The 23897-nt window shown below is 69.0% G+C and carries 22 protein-coding genes; 12 read left to right on the top strand and 10 right to left on the bottom strand.

Going from position 1 to position 23897, the window contains the following annotated elements; translation table 11 throughout:
• Positions 1-46: 46 nt before the first annotated feature.
• Entirely contained in the window at positions 47-595 is a 549-nt protein-coding gene (locus AC4D16_RS09445; RefSeq protein WP_490954790.1) for a MarR family winged helix-turn-helix transcriptional regulator, read from the bottom strand.
• Between the two features lie 235 nt (positions 596-830).
• Here AC4D16_RS09445 and AC4D16_RS09440 point away from each other — a divergent pair, with 235 nt between their 5' ends.
• Together AC4D16_RS09440 and AC4D16_RS09435 are read left to right on the top strand one after the other, a co-directional pair.
• Positions 831-3251, top strand: a complete 2421-nt coding sequence (locus tag AC4D16_RS09440; RefSeq protein WP_490950494.1) for an FdhF/YdeP family oxidoreductase — start codon at positions 831-833, stop codon at positions 3249-3251.
• A gap of 146 nt (positions 3252-3397) precedes the next feature.
• The gene (locus AC4D16_RS09435) at positions 3398-4678 is read left to right on the top strand and encodes an MFS transporter (RefSeq protein WP_490954789.1); all 1281 of its coding nucleotides are present in this window, start codon (positions 3398-3400) and stop codon (positions 4676-4678) included.
• A gap of 36 nt (positions 4679-4714) precedes the next feature.
• Here AC4D16_RS09435 and AC4D16_RS09430 read toward each other — a convergent pair whose 3' ends face one another.
• Both AC4D16_RS09430 and cds1 read right to left on the bottom strand, forming a co-directional pair.
• Positions 4715-5029, bottom strand: a complete 315-nt coding sequence (locus AC4D16_RS09430) for a DUF6457 domain-containing protein (RefSeq protein WP_490954788.1) — start codon at positions 5027-5029, stop codon at positions 4715-4717.
• Between the two features lie 121 nt (positions 5030-5150).
• A complete protein-coding gene (cds1, locus tag AC4D16_RS09425) occupies positions 5151-6266 on the bottom strand; it encodes an L-cysteine desulfhydrase Cds1 (RefSeq protein WP_490950497.1) in 1116 nt (371 codons plus the stop codon).
• 119 nt (positions 6267-6385) lie between these two features.
• On the opposite strand from cds1, the gene AC4D16_RS09420 reads away from it, so the two are divergent.
• Together AC4D16_RS09420 and AC4D16_RS09415 are read left to right on the top strand one after the other, a co-directional pair.
• Positions 6386-8287, top strand: a complete 1902-nt coding sequence (locus tag AC4D16_RS09420) for a pectate lyase-like domain-containing protein (protein ID WP_490954787.1) — start codon at positions 6386-6388, stop codon at positions 8285-8287.
• A 176-nt stretch (positions 8288-8463) separates the two neighbouring features.
• Positions 8464-9177 (top strand): GAF and ANTAR domain-containing protein, encoded by a 714-nt coding sequence (locus AC4D16_RS09415; RefSeq protein WP_490954786.1) that lies wholly within the window; start codon positions 8464-8466, stop codon positions 9175-9177.
• Between the two features lie 36 nt (positions 9178-9213).
• Here the strand turns inward: AC4D16_RS09415 and AC4D16_RS09410 are convergent, their stop codons facing one another.
• Positions 9214-10053 carry a GAF domain-containing protein gene (locus AC4D16_RS09410; RefSeq protein ID WP_490954785.1) on the bottom strand — a complete coding sequence of 280 codons (840 nt, stop codon included), beginning with the start codon at positions 10051-10053 and terminating at the stop codon, positions 9214-9216.
• A 525-nt stretch (positions 10054-10578) separates the two neighbouring features.
• Here AC4D16_RS09410 and AC4D16_RS09405 point away from each other — a divergent pair.
• A complete protein-coding gene (locus AC4D16_RS09405) occupies positions 10579-11199 on the top strand; it encodes a hypothetical protein (RefSeq protein WP_490954784.1) in 621 nt (206 codons plus the stop codon).
• Between the two features lie 176 nt (positions 11200-11375).
• Entirely contained in the window at positions 11376-12638 is a 1263-nt protein-coding gene (gene ftsW, locus AC4D16_RS09400; protein ID WP_490950502.1) for a putative lipid II flippase FtsW, read from the top strand.
• Positions 12639-13029: 391 nt separating this feature from the next.
• Here ftsW and AC4D16_RS09395 read toward each other — a convergent pair whose 3' ends face one another.
• A complete protein-coding gene (locus tag AC4D16_RS09395; protein ID WP_490950503.1) occupies positions 13030-13920 on the bottom strand; it encodes a BLUF domain-containing protein in 891 nt (296 codons plus the stop codon).
• Between the two features lie 152 nt (positions 13921-14072).
• Complete coding sequence (locus tag AC4D16_RS09390) at positions 14073-15110, bottom strand: AraC family transcriptional regulator (RefSeq protein ID WP_490954783.1); 1038 nt, start codon at positions 15108-15110, stop codon at positions 14073-14075.
• A gap of 70 nt (positions 15111-15180) precedes the next feature.
• Here AC4D16_RS09390 and AC4D16_RS09385 point away from each other — a divergent pair, with 70 nt between their 5' ends.
• From AC4D16_RS09385 to AC4D16_RS09370, 4 genes are all read left to right on the top strand, one after another.
• Positions 15181-16701 carry a flavin-containing monooxygenase gene (locus AC4D16_RS09385; RefSeq protein WP_490954782.1) on the top strand — a complete coding sequence of 507 codons (1521 nt, stop codon included), beginning with the start codon at positions 15181-15183 and terminating at the stop codon, positions 16699-16701.
• Entirely contained in the window at positions 16698-17549 is an 852-nt protein-coding gene (locus AC4D16_RS09380; RefSeq protein WP_490954781.1) for an SDR family NAD(P)-dependent oxidoreductase, read from the top strand. Before AC4D16_RS09385 ends, AC4D16_RS09380 begins: the two co-directional genes overlap by 4 nt.
• Positions 17546-18412 carry an alpha/beta fold hydrolase gene (locus AC4D16_RS09375; protein WP_490954780.1) on the top strand — a complete coding sequence of 289 codons (867 nt, stop codon included), beginning with the start codon at positions 17546-17548 and terminating at the stop codon, positions 18410-18412. Before AC4D16_RS09380 ends, AC4D16_RS09375 begins: the two co-directional genes overlap by 4 nt.
• A gap of 79 nt (positions 18413-18491) precedes the next feature.
• Positions 18492-19070: a dihydrofolate reductase family protein gene (locus tag AC4D16_RS09370; protein ID WP_490954779.1), complete on the top strand. Its 579-nt coding sequence runs from the start codon at positions 18492-18494 to the stop codon at positions 19068-19070.
• Positions 19071-19095: 25 nt separating this feature from the next.
• On the opposite strand, the gene AC4D16_RS09365 is transcribed toward AC4D16_RS09370, so the two are convergent.
• Both AC4D16_RS09365 and AC4D16_RS09360 read right to left on the bottom strand, forming a co-directional pair.
• Complete coding sequence (locus tag AC4D16_RS09365; protein ID WP_490954778.1) at positions 19096-19608, bottom strand: GNAT family N-acetyltransferase; 513 nt, start codon at positions 19606-19608, stop codon at positions 19096-19098.
• On the bottom strand, positions 19605-20585 hold the full coding sequence (locus AC4D16_RS09360; RefSeq protein ID WP_490954777.1) for an alpha/beta hydrolase: 981 nt from the start codon (positions 20583-20585) through the stop codon (positions 19605-19607). The genes AC4D16_RS09365 and AC4D16_RS09360 overlap by 4 nt, the downstream gene beginning before the upstream one ends.
• Positions 20586-20737: 152 nt before the next feature.
• On the opposite strand from AC4D16_RS09360, the gene AC4D16_RS09355 reads away from it, so the two are divergent.
• Together AC4D16_RS09355 and AC4D16_RS09350 are read left to right on the top strand one after the other, a co-directional pair.
• Entirely contained in the window at positions 20738-22540 is a 1803-nt protein-coding gene (locus AC4D16_RS09355) for a bifunctional metallophosphatase/5'-nucleotidase (RefSeq protein WP_490954776.1), read from the top strand.
• Between the two features lie 76 nt (positions 22541-22616).
• Entirely contained in the window at positions 22617-23198 is a 582-nt protein-coding gene (locus AC4D16_RS09350) for a GNAT family N-acetyltransferase (RefSeq protein WP_490950512.1), read from the top strand.
• Between the two features lie 70 nt (positions 23199-23268).
• On the opposite strand, the gene AC4D16_RS09345 is transcribed toward AC4D16_RS09350, so the two are convergent.
• The gene (locus AC4D16_RS09345; protein ID WP_490954775.1) at positions 23269-23400 is read right to left on the bottom strand and encodes a hypothetical protein; all 132 of its coding nucleotides are present in this window, start codon (positions 23398-23400) and stop codon (positions 23269-23271) included.
• A complete protein-coding gene (locus AC4D16_RS09340) occupies positions 23397-23897 on the bottom strand; it encodes a GNAT family N-acetyltransferase (protein WP_490954774.1) in 501 nt (166 codons plus the stop codon). The genes AC4D16_RS09345 and AC4D16_RS09340 overlap by 4 nt, the downstream gene beginning before the upstream one ends.

The raw sequence follows: 23897 nt of genomic DNA, 5'->3' as shown, positions 1-23897 counted from the left end.
GTGGAGGGGCGTGCGGACGCCGCTACGTCCGTCGAGTGCGTGGCCATCAGCGGTCTTCCTTCGTGGTCTGGGACGGGATGTCCTGGTGGTGACGGCCGTCGTTGCCCGTGTCCTGGGTGGTGCGGGTGCTGCTCGCGCCGGGGGCGCCGGCGTCGTGCGCGGCCGAGCGGAGCGCCGCGGCCAGGTGCTGCACGGACGACGACGCCACGTAGGCCTTGTTCTCCGTCCAATCGGAGAGGATCTCGCGCAGGGTCGCCGCGCGTCGCTCGTAGGTCTCGGCGAGGTAGCGCTCCCCCCTCGGTGAGAGGGAGAGCAGGCTCGCCCGGCCGTCCAGCGGATCGGGTGCCCGGTCCACGAAGCCGGCCTGCTCGAGGTCGGCGAGCTGGCGGCTGAGTGCGGACGCGCCGATACCGAGCCGGGCGGCGAGCGCGGAGGCCCTCATGGGGCTCCCCTCGCCGATGAAGAAGAGCACGCCCGTGTGGGCGGGCCCCAGGTCGGCGTTCTTCATGCCGGCTGCGGTGACCCCGCGCAGTGCGCGCTGCAGATCGAAGATGCTGTGCACCAGTTCCGCCGCTGTGTGCTGCGCTACCGACATCCCGACTCCCCTGACCGTCACGAACGTCCTACCAGTTCGTTGCTCTAAGTAACGATACTCCTGACATTTCGTTAGGTCAACTAAACAAACGGTCCTCCGTCCACGTCAAGGAGGTAAGCCGACGGCGGCACCCCTTGCCGTCGTCGCGCGCGGACTGTTACGCCTGATACAGAGCGCGGGTTCCCTACCCGCACGGAATGCGCCCGCTCGCGGGCCGCGGAGGAGGACTGTCGCCATGGCACGCAAGGAACCGAAGGTGGAGGAAGTCACCGAGTCCGATCTCGAGGTCGGCAAGGGCCCGAAGGAGTGGGCGGCAGGCCTACCCGGCGTGTACCACTCCATGAAGCCGGCCATCGAGCACATGGGACTCGAGCGGACGCTGAAGACCGTCCTGAAGATGAACCAGAAGGACGGGTTCGACTGCCCGAGCTGCGCCTGGCCGGACCCGAGCAAGCGAAAGGCGTTCGAGTTCTGCGAGAACGGTGCGAAGGCCGTGACGTGGGAGGCCGCGCCGGTCATCATCCCCACCGACTTCTGGGCCGAGAACTCCCTCACCGAGCTCCGCGAGCGCTCCGAGTTCTGGTTGGGCATGCAGGGCCGCCTTACGGAACCGCTGCACAAGCCTGCGGGGGAGGATCACTACCGGCCGGTGAGCTGGGACGAAGCATTCACCATGATCGGCAACAAGCTGAAGAGCCTCGACTCCCCCGACGAAGCCGCCTTCTACACGAGCGGCCGCACGTCCAACGAGGCTGCGTTCATGTACCAGCTGTTCGCCCGCGGCTACGGCACCAACAACCTGCCCGACTGCTCCAACATGTGCCACGAGTCATCGGGCTGGGGCATGGGACAAACCATCGGTATCGGTAAGGCGACCGTCACGTTCGACGACTTCGCGGACGCCGACCTCATCATCGTGATGGGCCAGAACCCCGGCACCAACCACCCGCGCATGCTGACCGAGCTGGAGGCGTGCAAGGAGAACGGCGGACAGATCGTCGCCGTCAACCCGCTGCCGGAAGCCGGCCTCAAGCGCTACAAGAACCCGCAGAAGGTCAAGGGCGTGGCCGGTAAGGGCACCGAGATCTCGGACCAGTACCTGCAGGTGCGTTCCGGCGGCGACATGGCACTGCTGCAGGCTGTGTCCAAGCGCGTGTTCGAGGCCGAGGAGGAGAACCCGGGCAAGGTGCTGGACCACGCGTTCCTCGAGGAGCACTGCGAGGGCCTGGACGAACTCCGGAACTACCTGCTGAAGCTGGACGAAGCCACGGTCCTCGAGGCCACGGGTCTGACCTCCGTGGAGATCGACGAGCTCGCCGCCCGTTACATCGCCGCCGACAAGGTCATCATCACCTGGGCCATGGGCATCACGCAGCAGAAGAAGGGCGTGGCCACCATCAAGGAGATGATCAACCTCCTGCTGCTGCGCGGCAACATCGGCAAGAAGGGCGCCGGCGCCTCCCCCATCCGTGGGCACAGCAACGTGCAGGGTGACCGCACGATGGGCATCTGGGAGCAGATGCCGCCCACTTTCATGGACGCCCTCGGCCGCGAATTCAACTTCGAGCCGCCGCGAGAGCACGGGGCCGACGTCGTCGAGTCGGTCCGCCGCATGCGCGACGGCAAGGTGAAGGTGCTCGTGGCGCTCGGCGGTAACCTCGTCTCCGCCGTCTCGGACACCCAGATCGCCGAGAAGGCCTTCCAGAACACCGACATGACGGTCCAGATCTCCATCAAGCTCAACCGCTCGCACCTCATCACGGGCGAGGAGGCGTTGATCCTGCCCTGCAAGGGCCGCACGGAGATCGACCGCCAGGCCACGGGCGAGCAGTTCGTCTCGGTCGAGGACACCGTGTGTGCCGTCCACGCGTCATCGGGCACCGTGGAGCCGGTGTCGGACAACCTCCTCTCGGAGCCGGCCATCATCTCGCGGCTCGCCATGGCGACCATCGACGGCAGGATCAACGCCGACTGGGCAGGGTTCGAGAAGGACTACGACCTCGTGCGCGACCACATCTCCCGCGTGGTCGAGGGCTGCGAGGACTACAACGTGAAGATCCGCCGCAAGGGCGGGTTCATCCTCCCCAACGGCCCGCGCGACTCCCGTACGTTCAACACCCCCACGGGTAAAGCGGTGCTCACGGTCAACGACCTCGAGTACCTCGAGCGGCCGGAGGGGACGCTGATCCTGCAGACCCTCCGTTCGCACGACCAGTGGAACACCACCATCTACGGCAACAACGACCGCTACCGCGGGATCAAGAAGGGCCGCCACGTGGTGTTCATCAACCCCGAGGACATCGCCGAGCTGGGCCTGGAGGACGGCCAGAACGTGGACATCCACGGAGTGCACGACGACGGGGTGCAGCGAGTGCTCCGTGCCTACCGCGTGGTCACGTACCCCACGGCCCGTGGCTGCGCGGCGTCGTACTATCCCGAGGCCAACGTGCTGATCCCCCTCACCCACGTGGCGCAGGGAAGCAACACCCCCACGTCGAAGCAGGTCATCGTCCGGTTCGAGCCGAGTCTCCACACGGCGCCGGCCAGTCATGACTCCTCGGCCGTGGCTCCCGCGCCCGTGCCGGACACGGAGCCGGACGGCTTCCCGGGAAGCGGGACGACGCCGGCAAAGGTCGCGGAGGCAGCGAACGCCTGATCCGCCGACGCCGGAGGTGACCGCGGGTAGCGGACGCCTCCGGCACCAGGCTGCGTCGCGTTGATACGCGCGGCCGCCCATACCGCGCCACTGGTCACGGATGCGTCGTCGATAGACTGCTCACGTTCGACGGACGGGAGCAGGGCATGATCGGGCAGCAGCAGGACGAGCGGGCTCTCCATCAGCGCCGCGTGGTTCGGGTGCTGGTCGTCGCGCAGATCCTCGGCGGTATCGGCGCGGGCGCCACCCTCAGCCTCGGGGCGCTGCTCGCAGCGGAGACCTCGGGATCGAGCGCGTGGTCGGGGATGGCTGCGACCATGGCCACGCTCGGTGCCGCCGCCGCGGCTGTGCCGCTCGCGCAGCTCGCACAACTCCGAGGCCGTGGGGTCGCGCTGGCCACCGGCTCGGCCATCGCCTGCCTCGGTGCCCTGCTGGCGATCACCGCGGCAACGCTGTCCCTGTTCCCCCTGCTGCTCGTGGCGCTCGTCCTCCTGGGCGCAGGCGCTGCCACCGGCCTGCAGGCGCGCTTCGCCGCGACCGACCTCGCGACGGAATCCACCCGCGGACGCAGCCTGTCCGTCGTCGTCTGGTCCACGACCATCGGGGCCGTGCTGGGACCCAACCTCTTCGAGCCGGGCCAGGCGGTCGCCGTCGTGCTCGGCATCCCGCCCCTGAGCGGTGGTTTCGTGTTCACGGCGGCCGCGCAGACCGCCGCAGCACTCGTCTACCGGCTGGCACTGCGCCCCGACCCCCTGCTGACCGCCCTCCGCGCCCAGGACGACGCCGCGCCGGCCTCCCCTGCTTCCCCGTCCGACGGCGCCGGTTCCCGCCCGGCCCGACGCCACGGTCTCGCGGTCCTCGCCCGCACACCGGGAGCGCGCTTCGCCGTCGTCACCATCGCGGTCAGCCATGCGGCCATGGTGTCCCTCATGTCGATGACGCCCGTCCACCTGCACGATCACGGGGCCACCCTCTCGATCGTCGGGCTCACCATCAGCCTGCACATCGCCGGGATGTACGCGCTCTCCCCCCTCTTCGGCTGGCTCGCCGACCGCGCGGGCGCCGTGCGCGGCATCCTCTGCGGTCAGGTGCTGCTGCTCACCGCCCTGCTCGTCGCGTGGCGCGGAGCCGAGTCGCAGACGTGGGTCACCGTGAGCCTGATCCTGCTCGGGCTCGGATGGTCGGCGTGCATCGTCTCGGCGTCGGCGCTGCTCGCGGGCGTCGTCGCCGTGCACGAGCGCGCTGCCGCGCAGGGCTCCTCGGACCTCGTGATGAACCTGGCGGGCGCCTCGGGCGGCGCGCTCGCCGGGCCCGCGCTGGTGCTCCTCGGCTACTCGGGGCTCGGCCTGCTCGTGGCAGTGCCCGTCGCCGCGGTGCTCGTGTGGACTGTGGCGCGGTTGCGGGAACGGACGCCGGTCGGCGTCTGAGCGTGCCTGTCGTCGGCCGTCGCTCGTAGGCCGTCGCTACTGGGCCGAGCCCGTCCAGCCCTTCTCCTCCTGCGTCTGCTCGTCCTTCGCGATGATGGTGAGCACGGTCTTCGCGGCCTTCTCCACCGCGGCGCTCGTCTCCTCGCGTCCGTCCGTGGTCACCGTGCCGGCGGCGTACCCCACCATGAAGGCGCTGATCGCGCCGGCGTGCGGGGAGAGATGATGCGAGGAGCGCTCGGCGACCTCCACGAGCCGCGGATGGTCCACCTCGAGATCCAGGATCTGCAGGGCCTGCGCCAGGGTGCGGCTCCATTCACTGAGGGTGCGCTCTTCGTCGTCGGGCGTTGCCATGGTGTCTCCTCGTGGGTGGGCCGGTATGCGTGGTGCTTCCCCAGCAATAGCACCGCGCTGCGACGGCTCTCAAGGGCCATCGACCGGCGGCCACGCCCTTGACTCCTGGGCCGGCGACCGATCAGTGGCCCCGAGCGACCTCGGCGGACCGTTCGTCCTGGACCGGCCAGGTTCCCGTGGCGAAGAACTCCTCCAGCACGGCCGTGGGCGCCTGAGGGTCGAGTCCCTGCCGTGCGAGCCAGGCGTCGTCCCCGTACGTGGCCCCGTACCTGTCCCCGGAATCACACATGAGCGAGACGATGCTCCCCGTGCGGCCGTCGGCCACGAGATCGGCCACGAGTTGCCAGACGCCCCAGAGATTCGTGCCCGTCGACGGCCCCGCATGCAAACCTGTCAGCGTGCGCAGATGCCGGCTCGCGGCGACGGACGCGGAGTCCGGCACACGGATCATGGCGTCGATGACGGACGGCACGAAGCTCGGCTCCAGCCGCGGCCTGCCGATGCCCTCGATGCGCGAGGGGCGCCCCGTCGGGCTCGAGCCGGGCTCGGCCCAGGCCGGGAAGAAGGCGGACCCTTCCGGGTCGACGACGGCGAGGCGCGTCGGGTGCCGGTGATAGCGGAGGTACCGGCCGATGGTCGCACTGGTGCCGCCCGTGCCGGCACCGACGACGATCCACGCCGGGACCGGATGCGGCTCGAGGGCGAGCTGCTCGAAGATCGACTCGGCGATGTTGTTGTTGCCACGCCAGTCCGTGGCGCGTTCGGCGAAGGTGAACTGATCCATGTAGTGGCCGCCTGTCTGCCGGGCGACCTCCTCCGCGGCGGCGTAGACGTCCGACGCGTGCTCCACGAACCTGCAGGTGCCACCGTACTGCTCGATCAGCGCGATCTTCTCGCGACTGGTGGTCGCGGTCATGACGGCGATGAACGGCAGCCCGAGCAGCTGGGCGAAGTAGGCCTCGGAGACGGCCGTGGAGCCGCTGGACGCCTCGACGATCGTGGTTCCCTCCGTGATCCAGCCGTTGACCAGCCCGAAGAGGAACAGCGACCGCGCCAGGCGGTGCTTGAGGCTCCCGGTGCGGTGCGTCGACTCGTCCTTGAGGTACACCTGGACCCCCCAGTGCTTCGGAAGGGGGACGGCGAACAGGTGGGTGTCGGCCGACCGGTTGCCGTCCGCCTCGATGCGCCGCACGGCGTCGTCGGACCACGATCTGTCTGTAGGGATGAACCTCGTCACCGCGTCAGACTACAAGCGGGCGGTGGAGGTCGCCGTCGGGGGTGTACTACGCCACACCGGGGTGACACGATTTCCTCGTCCTGTCTCCAGGGCACCTCGACGGAGAGGAACCACCCAGCATGACCAACTCCCCTTTCATCCGGACACGCGGCACGCGGCTGGCGGCCCTGCTCGGAGCATCGATGCTCCTCGCAACGGGCTCCGGAGCAGCGGCCACTGCAGCACCCTCCACACCGATCCTCACCCAGACGGCGGTGGCCGCACCCGCGAAGAAGGCACCGCCGTCGTCCTCGCCGGATTTCGGCCCGAACGTCACCGTCTTCGACCCGAGCATGCCCGTGGCCGAGATCCAGGCGACGGTGGACGCGGTCAATGCCCGGCAGATCGACGACGAGATGGGTACCCGGCGCGACGCTCTCCTGTTCCTCCCGGGAACGTACGGCACGGATGCCGAGCCGCTGCAGTTCAAGGTGGGCTACTACACGGAGGTGGCAGGGCTCGGCGCCTCACCCTCGGACGTGGTGATCAACGGCAAGATCGAGGTCTACAACCGGTGCCTCGAGGACAACGGCACGGCCAACTGCATCGCCCTCAACAACTTCTGGCGCACGCTCTCCAACCTGACGCTCGAGGTCAACGGCGCGGGCCAGGACGGCTGCCGGGCCACGGCGAACTTCTGGGCCGTCTCGCAGGCCGTCTCGCTCCGCCGCGTGAACGTCACGGGCGGCACGCTCTCCCTCATGGACTACTGCACCGCCGGCCCGCAGTTCGCCAGCGGCGGGTACCTCGCGGACTCGAAGGCGGGCGACGTCGTCAACGGGTCCCAGCAGCAGTGGCTCACCCGCAACAGTGAGATCGGCAGCTGGTCCAACGGCGTCTGGAACCAGGTGTTCTCGGGCACCGTGGGAGCGCCGGCGGACGAGGGCTTCCCCGTTCCCCCGTACACCACACTGGACGAGACCCCGGTCAGCCGCGAGAAGCCCTACCTCTTCGCGGACACCAACGGCGCGTACAGCGTGCGCGTGCCCGCGGCCGAGACGAACTCGCGCGGCATCTCCTGGGGCGAGGGCCTCACCGCAGGGCGCACCATCCCGCTGTCCGAGTTCTTCGTAGCCCGTCCCGGCGATTCCGTCCAGGCCATCAACAACGCCCTGGCGCGCGGCAAGAACCTCCTGCTGACACCGGGCGTCTACGACATCGCGGACACCATCAGGGTGAAGCGCGCCGACACCGTGGTGCTCGGGATCGGCCACGCGACGCTGACCGCCGTGAACGGCGCCGTCCCGATGCGCGTCGCGGACGTACCGGGCGTGGTGATCGCCGGCGTCACGATCGACGGCGGCACGGTCAACTCGCCGGTCCTCCTGCAGATCGGCACGAAGAACGGCACCAACGGGGCGAAGAAGAACGACGCCGCCAACCCCACCACCCTCAGCGACGTCTACTTCCGTATCGGGGGCCCGCACGTCGGCAAGGCCGACACCAACCTCGAGGTCAACAGCGACAACGTACTGATCGACCACATCTGGGTGTGGCGCGCGGATCACGGCAACGAAGGTGCGTTCGGCTGGGACGTCAGCACGGGGCGCAACGGCGTGATCATCAACGGCGACGACGTCACCGCGACAGGCCTCTTCGTGGAGCACTACCAGGAGTACAACACCATCTGGAACGGCGAGCGCGGCCGCACCGTCCTCTACCAGAACGAGCTCCCCTACGACCCGCCGAACCAGGCGGCGTGGCAGCACGACGGCGTGCTGGGATGGGCCGGCTACAAGGTGGCGGACGATGTCGAGCAGCACACCCTGTGGGGCGGCGGCTCGTACATCTTCACGAACGTGGACCCGACCATCCGCGCCACCCGCGGTTTCGAGGTACCGGACACCCCGGGAGTCGTGCTGAACCATGTGCTGACCGTCAATCTCGGCGCGGGGACCATCGATCACGTGGTGAACGACACCGGGGCGCCCGTCAGCAACGCGAACACGGGCATTCCGAGCTACCTGGTGCGCTACCCCTAGCGCGGGTGCCGGCGGCGGGTGGGATGGCGTCTCGGCCGCTGATGCACGCGTGATGGGTGGGGCGAACATCGGCTTCCCGACGCCTCGTCCCACCCATCGCCATGATCAGCCCTGCACGCCGCTGTGGTAGCGAGGCCACGTGTGCGTACTCTTCAACGTATGCAGACCATGACGCAGTGCAGGTGATCGACGTCCGGGACGCAACGCCCCCTGAGGACAACATCGTCGTCTTCCTCGAACACCTCACCCGTGTCGGCGCGGAGCTCCTCAGCGATGAGGAGCGCGTCGCCTGTGGGCTGATGCTCCGTCACACGGACGGGCAAGCCCTGTTCTGCAGCGCATCGCCGGTTGTCACGGAGATGTACGGGGTCCTCGCTGCCCTGCATGCCCTGGGTGAAGGTCCCGCTCCCCATGCCCTCAGCGCGTCCGAGCCGCAGGTCGCCGAGGACACCGGGGATCCGCGGCATCCACCGTTCTTCGGCGTGCCGGCGTCCCGGGGATTCGCCTCCATCCTCAGCGTTCCCTTGATGATCGGCGCGGGGGGCTCCGCCGCACTGAACTTCTATGCCCGGCCGGTGGCGTTCTTCTCCCCGGACCGGCAACACGTCGCGGCGGTGTTCGCCGAACAGGCGAGCACCTCGATCGAGTTGCGGTTACGGCTCACGCAGAGCCAGGACCTGGCGCACCACATGCGCTCGGCCATGGAATCACGGACCAGCATCGACATGGCGATCGGGATCATCGTCGCCCAGAACAGGTGCACCCAGGAAGAAGCCTCCGCCATCCTCAAGCGCGCCTCGAATGCCCGAAACGTCAAGCTTCGGCACCTTGCACAGGACATCGTCCTGCGGGCGAGTGGCGGCACCTCGATCACCCACTTCACGTCCTGACCGCTTTCCAGGAGACCAGTTGTCCCCGACGGCTTCCTACCGCTGGTCGAGCGGCCCACTCTGACCGGCGTGTGCGTCGTCGTCTGCATCGGCGAGGAGACGAGGGCCGACGAACTGATCCTCGGCGCGACGGGCGAGGACACGCAGTTTCGCGTCGTCGCTCGTCGAATACTCCCGTGGCTGCTGGTCGATCACGCAGAGCGTGCCGATCGTCCACCCGCCGGGTCCGCGGAGCGGGTAACCGGCGTAGAAGCGTATGTAGGGCTCCCCCACCACCAGAGGGTTGTCCTTGAACCGTTCATCCTCGAGGGCGTCGAGCACGATCAGCGGGCCGGCGTTGCGGATCGTCGCGTTGCAGAATGAAATCTCTCGCGGCATGTTCTGCTGCACCGGTCCGATGACGGACTTCAGGAACTGCCGCCGGTCATCGATCAGGGCGACGATCGAGGAGCTCACGTCGAAATAGTCCTTGGCTTCCTGCGTGATCGCATCGAATCGCTCCTCATGCTCGGTGTCCAGCAGACCGGAGCGGGTCACCGCGTGCAGGCGTTCCAGTTCCTGTTCCCTGGGGGTGAGCAGGAACGCACCGGCGGCGCCGAGCTCGTGTCGGGAGCCCGGCGCGTCCGGCAACGAGCCATCGGACGACGCACTCACCGGAATCTTCTCCCCGCTGTCGCCGAGGAGCTCGTTCGTCGCCTCCGCGAGGATGTCGCATTCCCTGTCCTCGAGCGCCAGCAATCCACCCAGGTACGCCTCGAGCTCGAACTGTGACACGGCACCACCCAGGGCGTAGTACGTGACCCAGACACGTTGTAACGACAATCCACTGTCCGAGAGGGCCTCCCTGAACTGCTGGACCTGCGGTTGTGAACTCATGACGTGAACCTTCATTTCGACGATCCTGCCCGAGCCGTTCGACTGGCATTGTGAGGCCACCGACCGACTCCTGCCCCCATGACTCAGCTGGCTTATCATTCGAGGCTACCAACTTCAGCTGCTCCGACGTGCCAACACCGGTCCTCGACCCCCAGCCTGTACTTCTCGGCCGCTCAGGGGACGGGAGAGGGTGACTTGCCAGAAGGGAGCACCAGCCGAACTGAGCCAACCCCTCGGGTGGGATTCGTGCCGCCGCGAGCCGGGAGCGACCTCGACGTAGTAACCGCTGGTGCTCGAAGTGCGTCGTGGGCTCCGCGTCGCTGACTGAGGCGACGACGGCTTCGGCGACAGCATGCGGGTGAGTGACGTGGCGCCATCCGCCCGCCTGCAGCGTGGGGAAGGGCGGGACGGAGAGTCCTGTCGCAAGAACCCAACGAAGCAAACATCGTCGGCGAATCAGTACTGACGAGGAACACGCGGACCGCTGTCAGGGCTCTGTCGGTCCTCGAGACCTAGGGTCGAACGATGGGGAATCACGAGTGGCAGAGGCACGACGACGAGCACAGCGGAGCGGTCGAGATCATCGATCTCGGTGCGCCCGGGTCACCGTTGACGCTGACCGCATCCAGGACTCCGGTCACGCCATCTCGGCGTCCACACGCGGTGATCGGCGTGGGCGCGGCCGCGGCACTTCTGCTGGTCCAGGCCTCGCTCCCCGCAGCAGCGGGGCCGGTGCGAGGGGCGGATCAGCTGACCGCCGATCCGGGACGAGCATGCGTCGCCGCCGCTGCGGCCACCGATGATGAGGCGGTCAAGATCCCGCCGGGCTACAACCGCTACGGCCTCACGACGTCGCGCACTGAATTCATCGAGATCGGGTTACTGAGACCCGACGGCTTCATCGAGTCCTGCGAGGACCAGAACCAGCTCGCCGCCCACGGGGTCATGTTCAGCCCGCGCGCGGACGAATTGTGTCCCCTCCCTGCGGGCACGAGCTACGTCTACACGTCGGGTAGGACGAAGAACGGCATGTCGCTCACGCTCGCCGGTACACGCGCGGAGGACGGAACCGTGACCGAGTACTCCGCGGACCCCGCGGACCCCGACGAGCAGACCGTCGAGTGCATCCACGTCCCCGCACGCTAGCGGAGCGGCGCGGCTGACGCGGCGTGTCGCGCGCGGCACACCGCCCGCCCACGACTCGCCGCCGAATCGGGTGACCGCAACTTCGCGCACCACCGGGTGACACTTGCAGTCCTTCCCTTCCACCCGCACCCGCACCCGCACCGCCCGCATCCTGCGGAAGCAGCACTGAGGACCCCATGACATCCATCATTGGCACGTCACGCCCGAGAACTCCTGCCGTCGCGGGCTCCACGCCACGCGGTCCGCACCCGTCCTGGAAGCGCGTAACCGCCGAGGGTCCGAACTCGAACCGCAACGCCCGGAACCTGCTCATCACCACGACCTACGCCCTGGTCGCGATCGGCCTGATGATGGTGCTCTCGGCGTCCTCCGTCGAACTCGTCGCCTCCGGGAAGTCCCCGTACGACTACTTCATCAAGCAGCTGATGTGGGTGGGTCTGGGCAGCATCGCGCTCGCCATCTGCGCCGTCATCCCGTTCAGGGCCTACCGGAAGCTGTCCTGGCTCATCCTCCTCGGCTCGTTCGCACTCGCACTGCTCGTATTCAGCCCCATCGGGCACGAGGTGCAGGGCAACCTCAACTGGATCAAGATCGGCTCGTTCACTGCGCAGCCCTCGGAATTCCTGAAACTCAGCATCATCATCTGGGGCGGCGCGATCCTCGCGAGGAAAGCCAGGCTCCTCGACCAGGCGAGCCACATGTTCGTCCCGGTGGTGCCCGTCGCCGCCGTCGCCGTCTGCCTCGTCATCGCGGGCAAGGATCTCGGCACCGCCATGATCCTGGGGCTCATCATCGCCGGACTGTTCTTCTTCGCCGGCGCCAGCATCAAGCTCTTCGTCGCCGGGACCGTGGTGGGTCTCGCCGTGACGATCATCGCCGTGGCCTCCAGCCCCAACCGGATGAAGCGCGTCGACGCGTGGCTCAACCCGACGGCAGACGGCATGGCCGAAGGCCTCGGCTACCAGGGCGCCCAAGCCCGCTATTCACTCGCGGGCGGCGACGTGTTCGGCGTCGGGCTCGGACAGAGCCGCCTGAAGGTCAACTGGATCCCCGAGGCGCACAACGACTTCGTGTTCGCCGTCCTCGGCGAGGAACTCGGCCTCATGGGCGCACTCCTCGTGATCCTGCTCCTCGCCGTCCTCGGGTACTCCATCTACCGCATCGCGAAACTCGCGAAGGACCTCTACTCCACCTACGTCTGCGGTGGCATCCTCGTCTGGATCATCGGCCAGGCCATCGTCAACATCGCGGTCGTCACCGGCATGGTTCCGGTCATCGGCGTGCCCCTGCCCTTCCTCTCCTACGGCGGCTCGTCCATGATCGCGCTGCTCTCCGCCGTCGGCGTCCTCATCTCCTGCTCCCGCGCCACCGACCGTCGGGCCTCGATCACCTCGGAACAGGCCAAGGCTCACCGTGGACACGCCCTGACCATCCACTGAATCATGGTGACCATCTTGGCCCTTACCAACGGCTGGAGGCGGATGAGCTGCAGTAGGAGTTCGGGGAAGGCCCGTGCCTCATCGCCTGGTCGACGGTCGAACCCGTCTACGTCAAGGACCCGTTCGGGGAAGAACGAGGGTCTGGGGGCCATGTAGGTCCACTCCAACCAACGTGATGCGTTCTTCGACGCTGACCGGAACCTGGACGAGATCGGGCTCGCGACCGAGGAGGACATCTCCATCGGCGTAATCGGGTTCAGGATCAGCGATCGGCAGGGCGGACCAGGCGTCACAAGTTGCGCGTGATGATCAAGCTATCTCCCGAGCAACAGCGTCGACGGTCTCGAGTTCTGACGCCGCGCCGCGGACCCTTCGAGCCCTGGACCGGGTGTCAGCCGAGCGGAACGGCGCGGTCCTCGAACCACCGCACGAGGTTCAGCATCACCCGGCGCGTGACTGCAGGATCCGCGTCGTCGGTCGCATCCACGAACGTCCTCTCGAAGCCCGGGACGTCGCGGGACAGGGCAGGGCTGACTACGTCGTGTCGCATGGCCCACCCCGGGAACTGACGGTGGTCCCGCGTTTCCTCGATGATGACCCGAAGACGGGCATGGCGGGGATCGGCTCTGATGACGGCGAGGCGCTGCCTGACCGCCGCGGCGGGGCCCTCGAGCACCTGCACGAAGCGGCCACCGCGGTACAGCAGCAGACCGGTGAGCTGCTCGCGCTGGTTCGTGCGGCGGCAGGTCGACAGCAGATCGGCGAGCGCCACGTCGTCGAAGTCCTGCGTCGCGACGCTGGAGTACACCACGGAGAGCACCTGCTCAGCGCGAGCCGGCTCCGACGCCGGAGGCGCGTCGTCGTCGTCCTCCGACAGCCCCCAGACGGCGAGGTCCACCTCGCCGTCGTCCTCGCCAGCGTCATCGATGAACACGTCGTCGCGGCCGCTGCCGTCCCTGCTCCGCCCCGTGCTGTACGGAGCCCGGGGGCCGCGGGCGAGGTCATCGATCATCTCGTTGACGGACTGCGAGATCATGTCCCGTTCGAGGGCGGGAAGGGGCATCAGTCCGTGCAGGTATGCGTCGACCTCGTACTCGTCGACGTCACCGCCCATGCTCAGGTAGTGCAGCCACAGCTCCCCCACGGTGATCCCCACGCGATCCATGGCGTCGAAGGTGAAGGCGTGCTGGACCAGATCGGCCTGACGCTCAGGGGTCGCGTCGTCGCCCGCGGTGGTGTGCTCGCCGTCGTTCCGGTCCTGATCGTCGAAATGCTCGACCATGCCGCACCCACTCCCGCCACCTACTCGCGCCCGTGACCCCATCACCTGACCTGTCCACCGTAGCGAGTCACCGCTCCGAACGGGTCGGCGGCGGGCCGGGTGGACCGCGACCCGTTTCTGTGGCACAGCAGCTGTCGGGAGTAGCTGGAGGGTCAGCTGCCGGAGTCCGACGGCGGGGATCCCGGCTCGACACCGCCGGCCCTGAGGGCGCTCGGCGTCACCCCGAACCATCGCCGCACGCATCGCGTCAGGGCCGACTGCTCCGCGAGACCCACGAGCCCTGCGACCTGCTGCAGCGGCAGGTCGGTGCGGGTCAGGAGGCGGAGCGCGGTGTCGCGGCGGGCGTCGTCGAGCAGGGACTCGAACGTCGCGCCCTCGGCCGTGAGCCTGCGCTGGAGGGTCCGGGGGTGCATCCCGAGGAGCCGCGCCACGGAGGAGATGCGCGGCGGCGCGGAGCCGAGCAGGCCGTCGATGGCCTGGCGCACCTGCGGGGCGACCACGCGGCCCGGTTCCGGGAAGTGGTTCCGCAGGTAGTCGAGCGCGATCTCGCGGAGCGTCTCGTCCACCTGCACCAGGGGGCGGTCGAGCAGGCTCCGCGGCACGCGCAGCAGGGACGCCGGCTGCCCGAAGCGCACCTCCGCGCCGAAGAACTCGACGTAGCGCGAGGCCGGCGCCTTCGGCAGGTGCGAGAGGTGCACGGAGTGGAGCCCGTACGGTCCGCCGACGAGGAACCTGATCATGCGGTGCGAGAACGCGAGGATGGCGTCCGTGGCCTGACGCGGGGGTGTGCCCTCCGAGGAGCCGTAGCAGAGCCCCACCTCCCCCGCCCGCCCCTTGGGGTCCGGCACGAGGGTGAACCGCAGCACCGGGCTGTGAAGGAAGAGGAACTGCGACGCGCAGTCGAGGGCCGCGCCGACCGTCGGCGAGTTCTGCACCGCGACCGCGAGCGGCCCGAGGATGTCGATGTCCTGGTACTCGGAGATCCGCAACCCGAGGTCAGGGCACGGGAGCGAGCGCGCCGCACCCTCGAGGAGCCGCGCCATCGCGACGTCGGGTACGAGGACGTCGTCGCTGTCCAGCGCCTCGGGCGGCACGCGGTAGTGCGCGGCGAGCGCTCCGGCGTCGCCCCCGAACTGCTCGACGACGGCGCGCAAGCCCCGCAGGCCGGCAGATCGGATCACGGAGCTCATGTCGCACAAGGGTAAACATGTGTCGCACTGAGTCAAGTCGCCGAGCGGCGGCGCGCGGAATACTGGAGGCATGAACGCTCCCGAACACCTCGACGTCGTCATCGTCGGCGCCGGTCTCTCCGGCATCGGCGCCGCCTACAGGGTCGCCACGGAACTGCCCGGGAAGAGCTTCGCCGTGCTCGAAGCCAGAGGCGCCATCGGCGGCACGTGGGACCTCTTCCGCTACCCCGGCGTCCGCTCGGACAGCGACATGTTCACCCTTGGCTACCCCTTCCGGCCGTGGACGGAGGCGAAGTCCATCGCCGACGGCTCCTCGATCCTGAAGTACGTCCAGGAGACCGCCGAGGACCCCCGGATCAAGGACCGCCTGCGTTTCCGCACCAAGCTCGTCAGCGCCGCGTGGTCCTCCGAGGATGCGCGGTGGACGCTCGAACTCGAGGAGAGGGACGACGACGCCCCGGCGGAGCGACGCCGGCTCACGTGCGGTTTCCTCTACCTCTGCAGCGGCTACTACAACTACGACCGAGGGTACGAGCCATCCTTCCTTGGCATCGGGTCCTTCGAGGGCGAGATCGTCCGGCCGCAGTTCTGGCCCGAGGACCTCGACTACGCCGGCAAGCGCGTCGTCGTGATCGGGAGCGGCGCCACCGCCGTCACGCTCGTGCCGTCCATGGCGAAGGAGGCCGCGCACGTGACCATGCTGCAGCGCTCCCCCACCTACGTCACGGCCGTCCCCAGCCGCGACGCGTTCTCCGACGCCGCCCGCCGTCGGCTTCCCGCGGGCCTCGCCCACCACGTGGCGCGCGCCAAGAACGTGCTCTTCACGCAGGCGTTCTACCAGTTGTGCAGGCGCAGGCCCGAGACGGCCAAGAAGCTCATCCGCACCCAGACCGCCCGCATCCTCGGCGACGAGGCGATGGTCGAGAAGCACTTCACGCCCGCCTACAACCCGTGGGACCAGCGCCTCTGCGTCGCCCCGAGCGCCGACCTGTTCAAGGCCCTGAAGTCCGGCAGCGCGTCCGTGGTCACGGACACCATCGACACGTTCACGCCCACCGGCATCCGCCTCGCGTCGGGGCAGGAACTCGAGGCCGACGTCGTCGTCACCGCTACGGGGCTCTCCATGCTGCCGCTCGGCGGCGCGACCTTCACGGTGGACGGTGCGCCCGTGAACCTCGGGGACTCCTGGGTGTACCGGGGGCTCATGGTCAGCGGCGTGCCGAATCTCGCGCTCTGCGTCGGCTACACCAACGCCTCGTGGACGCTCCGCGCCGACCTCAGCTCGCGCTACGTGTGCCGGTTCATCCGCTACCTCGACCGGCACGGTCACCGGTACGGCGCTCCGGCGGCCGACGGCGGCATGACGGCCCGGCCCATCCTCGACCTCACGTCGGGGTACGTGCAGCGCGCCGTGTCCGCGTTCCCCAAGCAGGGCGACCGGCAGCCGTGGATCATGCGGCAGAACTACCTGCTCGACGCCCCCAGCGCCCTCCGCGGCAACGTCGCCCGGAACATGGTGTTCGATGCGCCCACCGCCCCATACGACACCGTCCCCGCACCCGAGCTCGACCCCGAGGAGATCCACGCGTGAGCATCCAGCCCTTCCAGTTCACCGGCGCCACCGCCGTCGTCACCGGAGCCGCAGCCGGGATGGGCGAGCACCTCGCCCGGGGGCTCGCAGAACGCGGCAGCCACCTGCTCCTCGCGGACCGCGATGCAGCAGGGCTCGACGCCGTGGCCTCCTCCATCCGCGCCGCCTACCCGGACATCCGGGTCACCACGTTCGTGGCGGACCTTTCGGAGCGGGACGCCGTGGAGCGTCTCGCCACGGACCTGCTCGCGGCGACGGACCGTGTGGACCTGCTCGTCAACAACGCCGGGGTGGCCCTGGCGGGCCGGTTCGACCAGATCGGCATGGCGGACTTCGACTGGGTCATGGCGATCAACTTCACGGCGCCGGTCCTTCTCACGCACCGTCTGCTCCCCCGCATGGCGCCAGGCGGTCACATCGTGAACCTGTCCAGCCTCTTCGGGCTCGTGGGCCCGGCCGGCCAGACCGCGTACTCGTCCAGCAAGTTCGCGCTCCGCGGCTTCACGGAGTCGCTCCGCAACGAGCTGCTCCCCCGCGGCATCGGCGTCACCTCGGTGCACCCCGGTGGCATCCGGACGAACATCGCGTTGAACGCGCGCATCGGCGGGAACCTGAGTGAGGCGGACGTGCAGCGCGCCAAGCAGGACTTCACGAAGCTGCTCACCTTCCCCGCGGATCGCGCCGCCGAGCTGATGCTGGAGGCGGTGAAGGCGCGCAGGGCGCGCCTGCTCATCGGGCTCAGCGCCAAGCTGCCCGACGTCGTCGCCCGCGTGGCACCCATGTCCTTCGGGGCGTTCGAGCGCCGGGCCACCGCCGTCGTGCGGCTCGTGCGGAAGGCACGGCGGTGAACTACCCGGCACCCGTGCTCGACGACGGCTACCTCGCCGTGGACAACGTCCGGGTGCGCTGCCGCGACGAGGGTGACCGCACCATGCCGCCCGTGGTGCTGCTCCACGGGATCGGCCGGAGCCTCGAGGACTGGGCAGGCCTCCACGGGCGGCTCGCTCCGGATCACCGGGTGATCGCGCTCGACCTCCCCGGCTTCGGTCTGTCCGAGCGGACCGCAGGCCGGTACTCGCTGGAGACGCTCGCCCGCTTCGTGCTCGCCGCCCTCGACGCCCTCGGCGAGCACCGCCCGGTGCACCTGGTCGGTAACTCGCTCGGCGGTGCGATCGCGTTGAAGATCAGCGCGCTCGAGTCGCAGCGCGTCCGGAGTCTGGTGCTCGCCAACAGCGCCGGCTTCGGCAAGGAGGTGACGCTCGCGCTGCGGTTGCTCGCCATCCGGCCGCTCGGCAGGCGGCTCATGCGGGACACGTCGCGGAAGGCCGCCTACCGGACCGAGCGCGCACTGTTCTTCGACAAGCGCTTCGTCACCGAGGAGCGCCTCGACCACGCGCACGCCGTCTCGGCGAACCCGGTGTACGCGGAGGTGCTGCTCTCCGTCGCGAGCCACCTCGGCACGGTCCGCGGGGTGCGTCGTCGCTGGCGTACCCGGCTGCTGACCGCCGTCGCGGCACAGCGGAAGCCCACGCTCGTGGTCTGGGGCGACGAGGACCGCGTGCTCCCTGCGTCCCACCTCGAGCACGCCCGGCGCATCTTCCCCCACGCCGAGTTCCACCTGTTCGAGCGCTGCGGGCACATGCCGCAGATCGAACGGGAGGAGGAGTTCGACGCGCTGGTCAGGGCGTTCATCGGCAACCTGAAGGCCTGACGGCGTCCTTTCGCGGTCACATCCTCCCGGGTGCATGCGGGGCCGGGCAGGATGTCGGACCCGCATGGTGAAATGACGCATGCCGCGCGTCATCTTCCACACCGCAACCACCCTCAACGGCTTCCTGGCCGACGACCACAACTCGCTCGAGTGGTTGTTCGACGTCGAGCCCCCGCCTCCGGAGGACCACGAGCGCTTCGTCGAGACCATCGGCGTGCTGGTCGAGGGCTCGACGACGTACGAGTGGGTGCTCGAGCACGAGGGGTTGCTCGCTGATCCCACGAAGTGGCAGGACCTCTACGGAACGCGTACCACGTTCGTGTTCACCACGCGCGAGCTCCCCGTACCCGAGGGCGCGGACGTCCGCTTCGTCTCCGGCGGGGTCGCAGCCGCGTTCGGGGCCATCGTGGAGGCCGCGGCCGGCCGGGACATCTGGGTGGTGGGCGGCGGTGACCTGGCCGGCCAGTTCCTGGCCGCGGGGCTGCTGGACGAGATCAGAGTCGCCGTTGCGCCGGTGACTCTGCCGACGGGCGCCCCGCTGCTGCCGCTGCGGGTGGAGTCCGATCAGCTGCGATTGCGCGGGGTGGAACAGCAGGGGCAGTTCGCGTTCCTCACCTACGCCGTGACCCGGGCCGACCGGGCCGGAGGACCGTCATGACGCTCGGGGGAGTGCCCGCGCGGTATCACGCGATCGGCCGGACCATCAGCTCGTCAGCTCCCGCGAAGCCGTGCCGCGCATAGAGCGGGCGTGAGCGCCTACTCGGCGCCGTGACGAGCCGCACCGCACCGACTCCGCGGGCATGCTGTGCCGCTGCGTCGACGAGCAGGCCGCCCAGCCCTGCGCCCCGGTGCTGCGGCAGAACGTACACGTTGGCCAGGTAGGCCCAGCAGGACGGCGACGAGCCGGGTTCCGGCATGCGGTGGAAGACGGCGACGTTGCACATCCCACGCGCTACCCCCTCGTCGTCGGACGCGAGAAACAGCGCGCGGTCGGACGTGCGGGCCCACGCGATGAACGCCGCGGTGAAGGAACCGCTGGAGGTCTCGGCAGAGGAGTCGGAGGAGCCGTCCGTCCCGCCCGCCACCCACGGCTCGTCGGACGGCGCACTGTCCTCGAGCGCCCAGGCGGTACGCAGCGCCGCGAGCGCCTCGAGCCCCGCGTCGCCGTCGTGCGCGACGCTCCTGATGCTGCTCACGCGGGGACCACGTGCGGCACGTAGGCCTTCTGCCACCTCTCCAGCTCGGCGAAGAACGCGCTGCGCGCGGGCTCCGGGGACAGCGTGAGGTCGTGGATGCCGCCCGCGATGCGCACGAGGGTCACGTGGGCGCCGAGCCGGTGCGCCCGTCCGGCGATGTGCGCGACGTCGAGCACCACGTCCGTGGACGAGACGCGCGCGGGCTCCTTCGTCGGGGAGGAACTGGCGTCGGAGCAGGCGACGAGGACCGGGCAGTCGATCGCCAGACCCCGCTGCACCTCCGCGTGCCCGCGGCGGACGGTGCGCAACCAGCCCGCCACCACCGGGTAGCCGCCGTGCGGCTTCCAGGCGAGGTCGTACTCCCACGCCCCGCCCGTCTCGCGGTGCAGGTAGTGCCCGTAGGCGCTGCCGAGTTTCCCGACGACGGCGCGCGGCCGGCGCACGCCGAGGCGGTCCACCGCCGCCGTCCCGAGGGTGCGGGAGAACAAGCTCGCGTTGAGGTCGAACCAGGGGCTGTTCAGCACGAGGGCGTCGACCACGCCGCGCCCACGCCGGCGGTGCGCCCAGAGCGAGGTGATGAGCCCGCCGGTGGAGTGGCCCATGACCACGAGGACGTCGTGGCCCTCCTCCTCGCGGATGATCCGAGCGGCATCGTCCAGTTCCTCGTCGTAGGTCTCGAGGCTCAGCACGTAGTTGGGGGTCTGGTGGTCCCGGAGCGAGCGCCCGTACTTGCGGAGGTCCAGGGCGTAGAAGTCGAACCCTGCACGGAGCCATGCGTCCGCGAGGTGGTCCTGGAAGAAGTAGTCCACGAAACCGTGCACGTAGAGCACCGCTCGGCGCGAGCCTCCCGGGAGGGAACGGCGGACCAGCGTCGCGACCACGTCGCCCTCGTCGTCGGCCTTCAACAGAAGGGTCCGCGCGCCGTAGCCCTGCCCGAGGACGTCCTCGTGGTAGCTGCTCTCCGGATCCGTCGTCATCGTGGTCCTTCCCGGCCGGCGGCCCTGAAGGCCGGGCCCGCGTTCTCGGGGCGCGCGGGCTCTGTTCACCCGCCGCAAGACTGCCGTCATCAGTGTGTCACCTGCTCTCTGTATGCTGACGCCACCGCACCCACACCAGGAGTTGATTGACCGTGTCACAACGCTTCACCAACGGCCCCCACCGCGCCATTGCGGCGGTTGCCATCGGCTGCGCCGCAGCGCTCACCCTCGCGCCCGCAGCCACCGCCGCACCCGGCGGCACCAAGGGCCCCACGACGTCGACCACCACGATCACCGTGATGGGCACCAGCGACCTCCACGGCTACATCGAGAACTGGGACTACTTCACCAACGCGGAGTACACGGACGCGGCCGGCAACGACGTCGGCCTGGCGAAGATCTCCACGCTCGTCAACCAGGTGCGCGCCGATCGCGGCGCCGACTCCACGCTGCTGATCGACAACGGCGACACCATCCAGGGCACGTCCCTCACCGACTACTACGCGAACGTCGAGCCCGTCGACGAGACCGGCGAGACGCACCCCATGGCCGCGGCCATGAACGCCATGGACTACGACGCCACCACGCTCGGCAACCACGAGTTCAACTACGGCGTGTCACTGCTGCGCGCCTACGAGGGCCAGCTGGACTTCCCGGTGCTCGGCGCGAACGTCAAGGACTGGACCACGGGCGAGGACGCCTTCACGCCGTACGTCCTGAAGACCGTCAAGGTGAAGGGCCAGAAGCCCATCCAGGTCGGGATCCTCGGCCTCACCACGCCGGGCAGCGCCATCTGGGACAAGAACAACGTCGAGGGCGAGCTCCGCTTCCTCGACATGGTGGAGCAGGCGAAGAAGTACGTGCCGGAGATGCGCGCCGCCGGCGCCGACGTCGTCGTCGTCAGCTCCCACTCCGGCCCGTCCGGAACCTCGTCCTACGGCGCGGGCCTCCCCGTCGAGAACGCCTCGACGCTCATCGCGGAGCAGGTGCCGGGCATCGACGCCATCCTCGCGGGCCACGAGCACCGCGAGATCGCCGAGACCTTCGTGACCAACAAGCAGACCGGTGAGCAGGTCCTCCTGACCGAGCCGAAGAACTGGGGCCAGCGCCTCTCCGTCATGGACTTCGAACTCGCCAAGGTCCGCGGCCAGTGGGACGTGGTGTCGGCGAACTCCGAGCTGCTGAACAGCAACACGGTCGAGGCGGATCCGACGATCTCCGCGATCGCCGCCGAGCAGCACCGCACCACCATCGACTACGTCAACACCGCCATCGGCACCGCGACCGAGACGATGTCCGCGGCCGATTCCCGCTTCCGCGACACCGCGGTGATGGACTTCGTCAACACGGTGCAGGCCCAGGCCGTGGACAGGGCCCTTGACGGGACGCCGAACGCGGACCTGCCCGTGCTCTCCATCGTGGCACCGTTCAACCGGGCGGCCGTCATCCCCGCCGGGCCCGTCACCATCCGTGACATGGCCGGGCTGTACGTCTTCCCGAACACCCTGTTCGGCGTCGAGCTGACCGGCGCACAGGTCAAGGACTACCTCGAGTACTCGGCGCGGTACTTCAATCAGACCGCCGCCGGAGCGCCCATCGACCCGGCGACACTGACCAACGCGGGCGGCACGCCCGACTACAACTACGACATGATGTCCGGCGTCTCCTACCAGATCGACATCAGCAAGCCGGTGGGCCAGCGCATCGTGAACCTCAGCTACAACGATGCGCCGATCGATCCGGTGCAGCGCTTCGCCGTGGCCACCAACAACTACCGGCAGTCCGGCGGCGGGAACTTCCCGCATATCGCGACGGCTCCCGTGCTGGTGAACCAGACCACGGAGATCCGTCAGCTGCTCATCGACTACCTGATCGCCGAAGGCAGCATCGACCCCGCCTCCTTCTTCGAGGAGAACTGGGAGCTCACCCGCAACGGCGCGCCCGTCTTCGACTGACGCACACCCGTTGTTCCCGGAAGGGTCCGGACCTCACGGTCCGGACCCTTCTGCTGTGCTCCCCTAGATTGGACGGATGACCATCGAGATCTCACGGGCAACAGCGGACGACGCCGAAGCCCTCGCCGCCTGCGCGGCAATCACCTTCCCGCTCGCCTGCCCCGCGGGCTCGCGGCCCGAGGACATCGCCGACCACATCAGCACGCATCTCTCACCGGAGCGCTTCACGGACCTGGTCGCGCGTCCCGGGCACACCATCCTCTGCCTCCGCGACGCGACAGGCGTCAGCGGGTCGGACATCAGCGGGTCGACGATCAGCGGGTGGAGCATGGTGGTGCTCGATCAGCCCGGGGACGCCGATGTGCTCTCCGCGCTGTCCCTCACCCCGACTGTCGAACTCAGCAAGTTCTACGTGCATCCCGACCAGCACGGTCGCGGTGCGGCTGCGGCCCTCATGGCCGCGACCCTCGGTGTGGCCGCCGACTCGGGCTACGCGGGCGTGTGGCTCGGGGTCAACCAGGAGAACGCGCGCGCCATCAGGTTCTACGAGAAGCACGGGTTCCGCCGCGTGGGGTCGAAGCGGTTCCGTCTGGGTGAGCGCTTCGAGGACGACTACATCCTCGAGCAGCCGCTACCCCCTACGGCGTCGCGCGGCTGACGACCTTCCCCGTGAACTCCACGTTTCGCCGCGCGGACGCACCTCCGTACCGGGCTCCCCACGGATGGGATCAGCGGCCGGTGGCTATCCAGTAGCGCAATCTCGCCGCCGCAGCCGGGAAGGGCCCTGCGTCCTCGTCGAGCACCCCACCGCACCGCTCGATGACGGTTCGCGAGCCGTCATTGTCCGGATCGCAGGTCACGAGCGCCCTCCCGATCCGGAATCGTGCGCCTCCACGAGTGACAGGTCCAGGATCTGCGTCGCGTAGCCGCGGCGACGGGCGTGCGGGCGCACCGCGTAGCCGATGTGCCCGCCGACCGCCTCCAGGAAGGGGTTGAGGGAGTGGCGGATCGAGACGTGGCCCACCACCTCGCCGGACACCTCGGCCACGAAGTAGGACGCCGCAACACGACCGGGGCGCAGATCCTGGCCCCGCCGCTCCCGGTCCAGTTCGTCGAGGTACTGCTCCCAGGGTTTCCCCGGCCGGTACCCGAAGAGGAACTCGAAGCCCTCCGCCGCGAGTTCCTGCTGCGCGACGGCGATGACGGGCTCGTCCGTCGCGGTCAGGTACCGGAGGGTGACCACGCCGCGAGCGGTGTGCTCGGCGGTGTCCCGGACGGCGTCGTCGGACCCGCCTCCGGTCAGGGCCGACGGCGGGAGCTCGTGAGCTGAGGAGGCACTGTCTGCTGTGGCGGGCAT

Source organism: Arthrobacter sp. TJ-236 (assembly GCF_058269235.1).
Note: the sequence above shows the minus strand (reverse complement) of the source record. Positions and strands in the feature narration are given on the sequence as shown.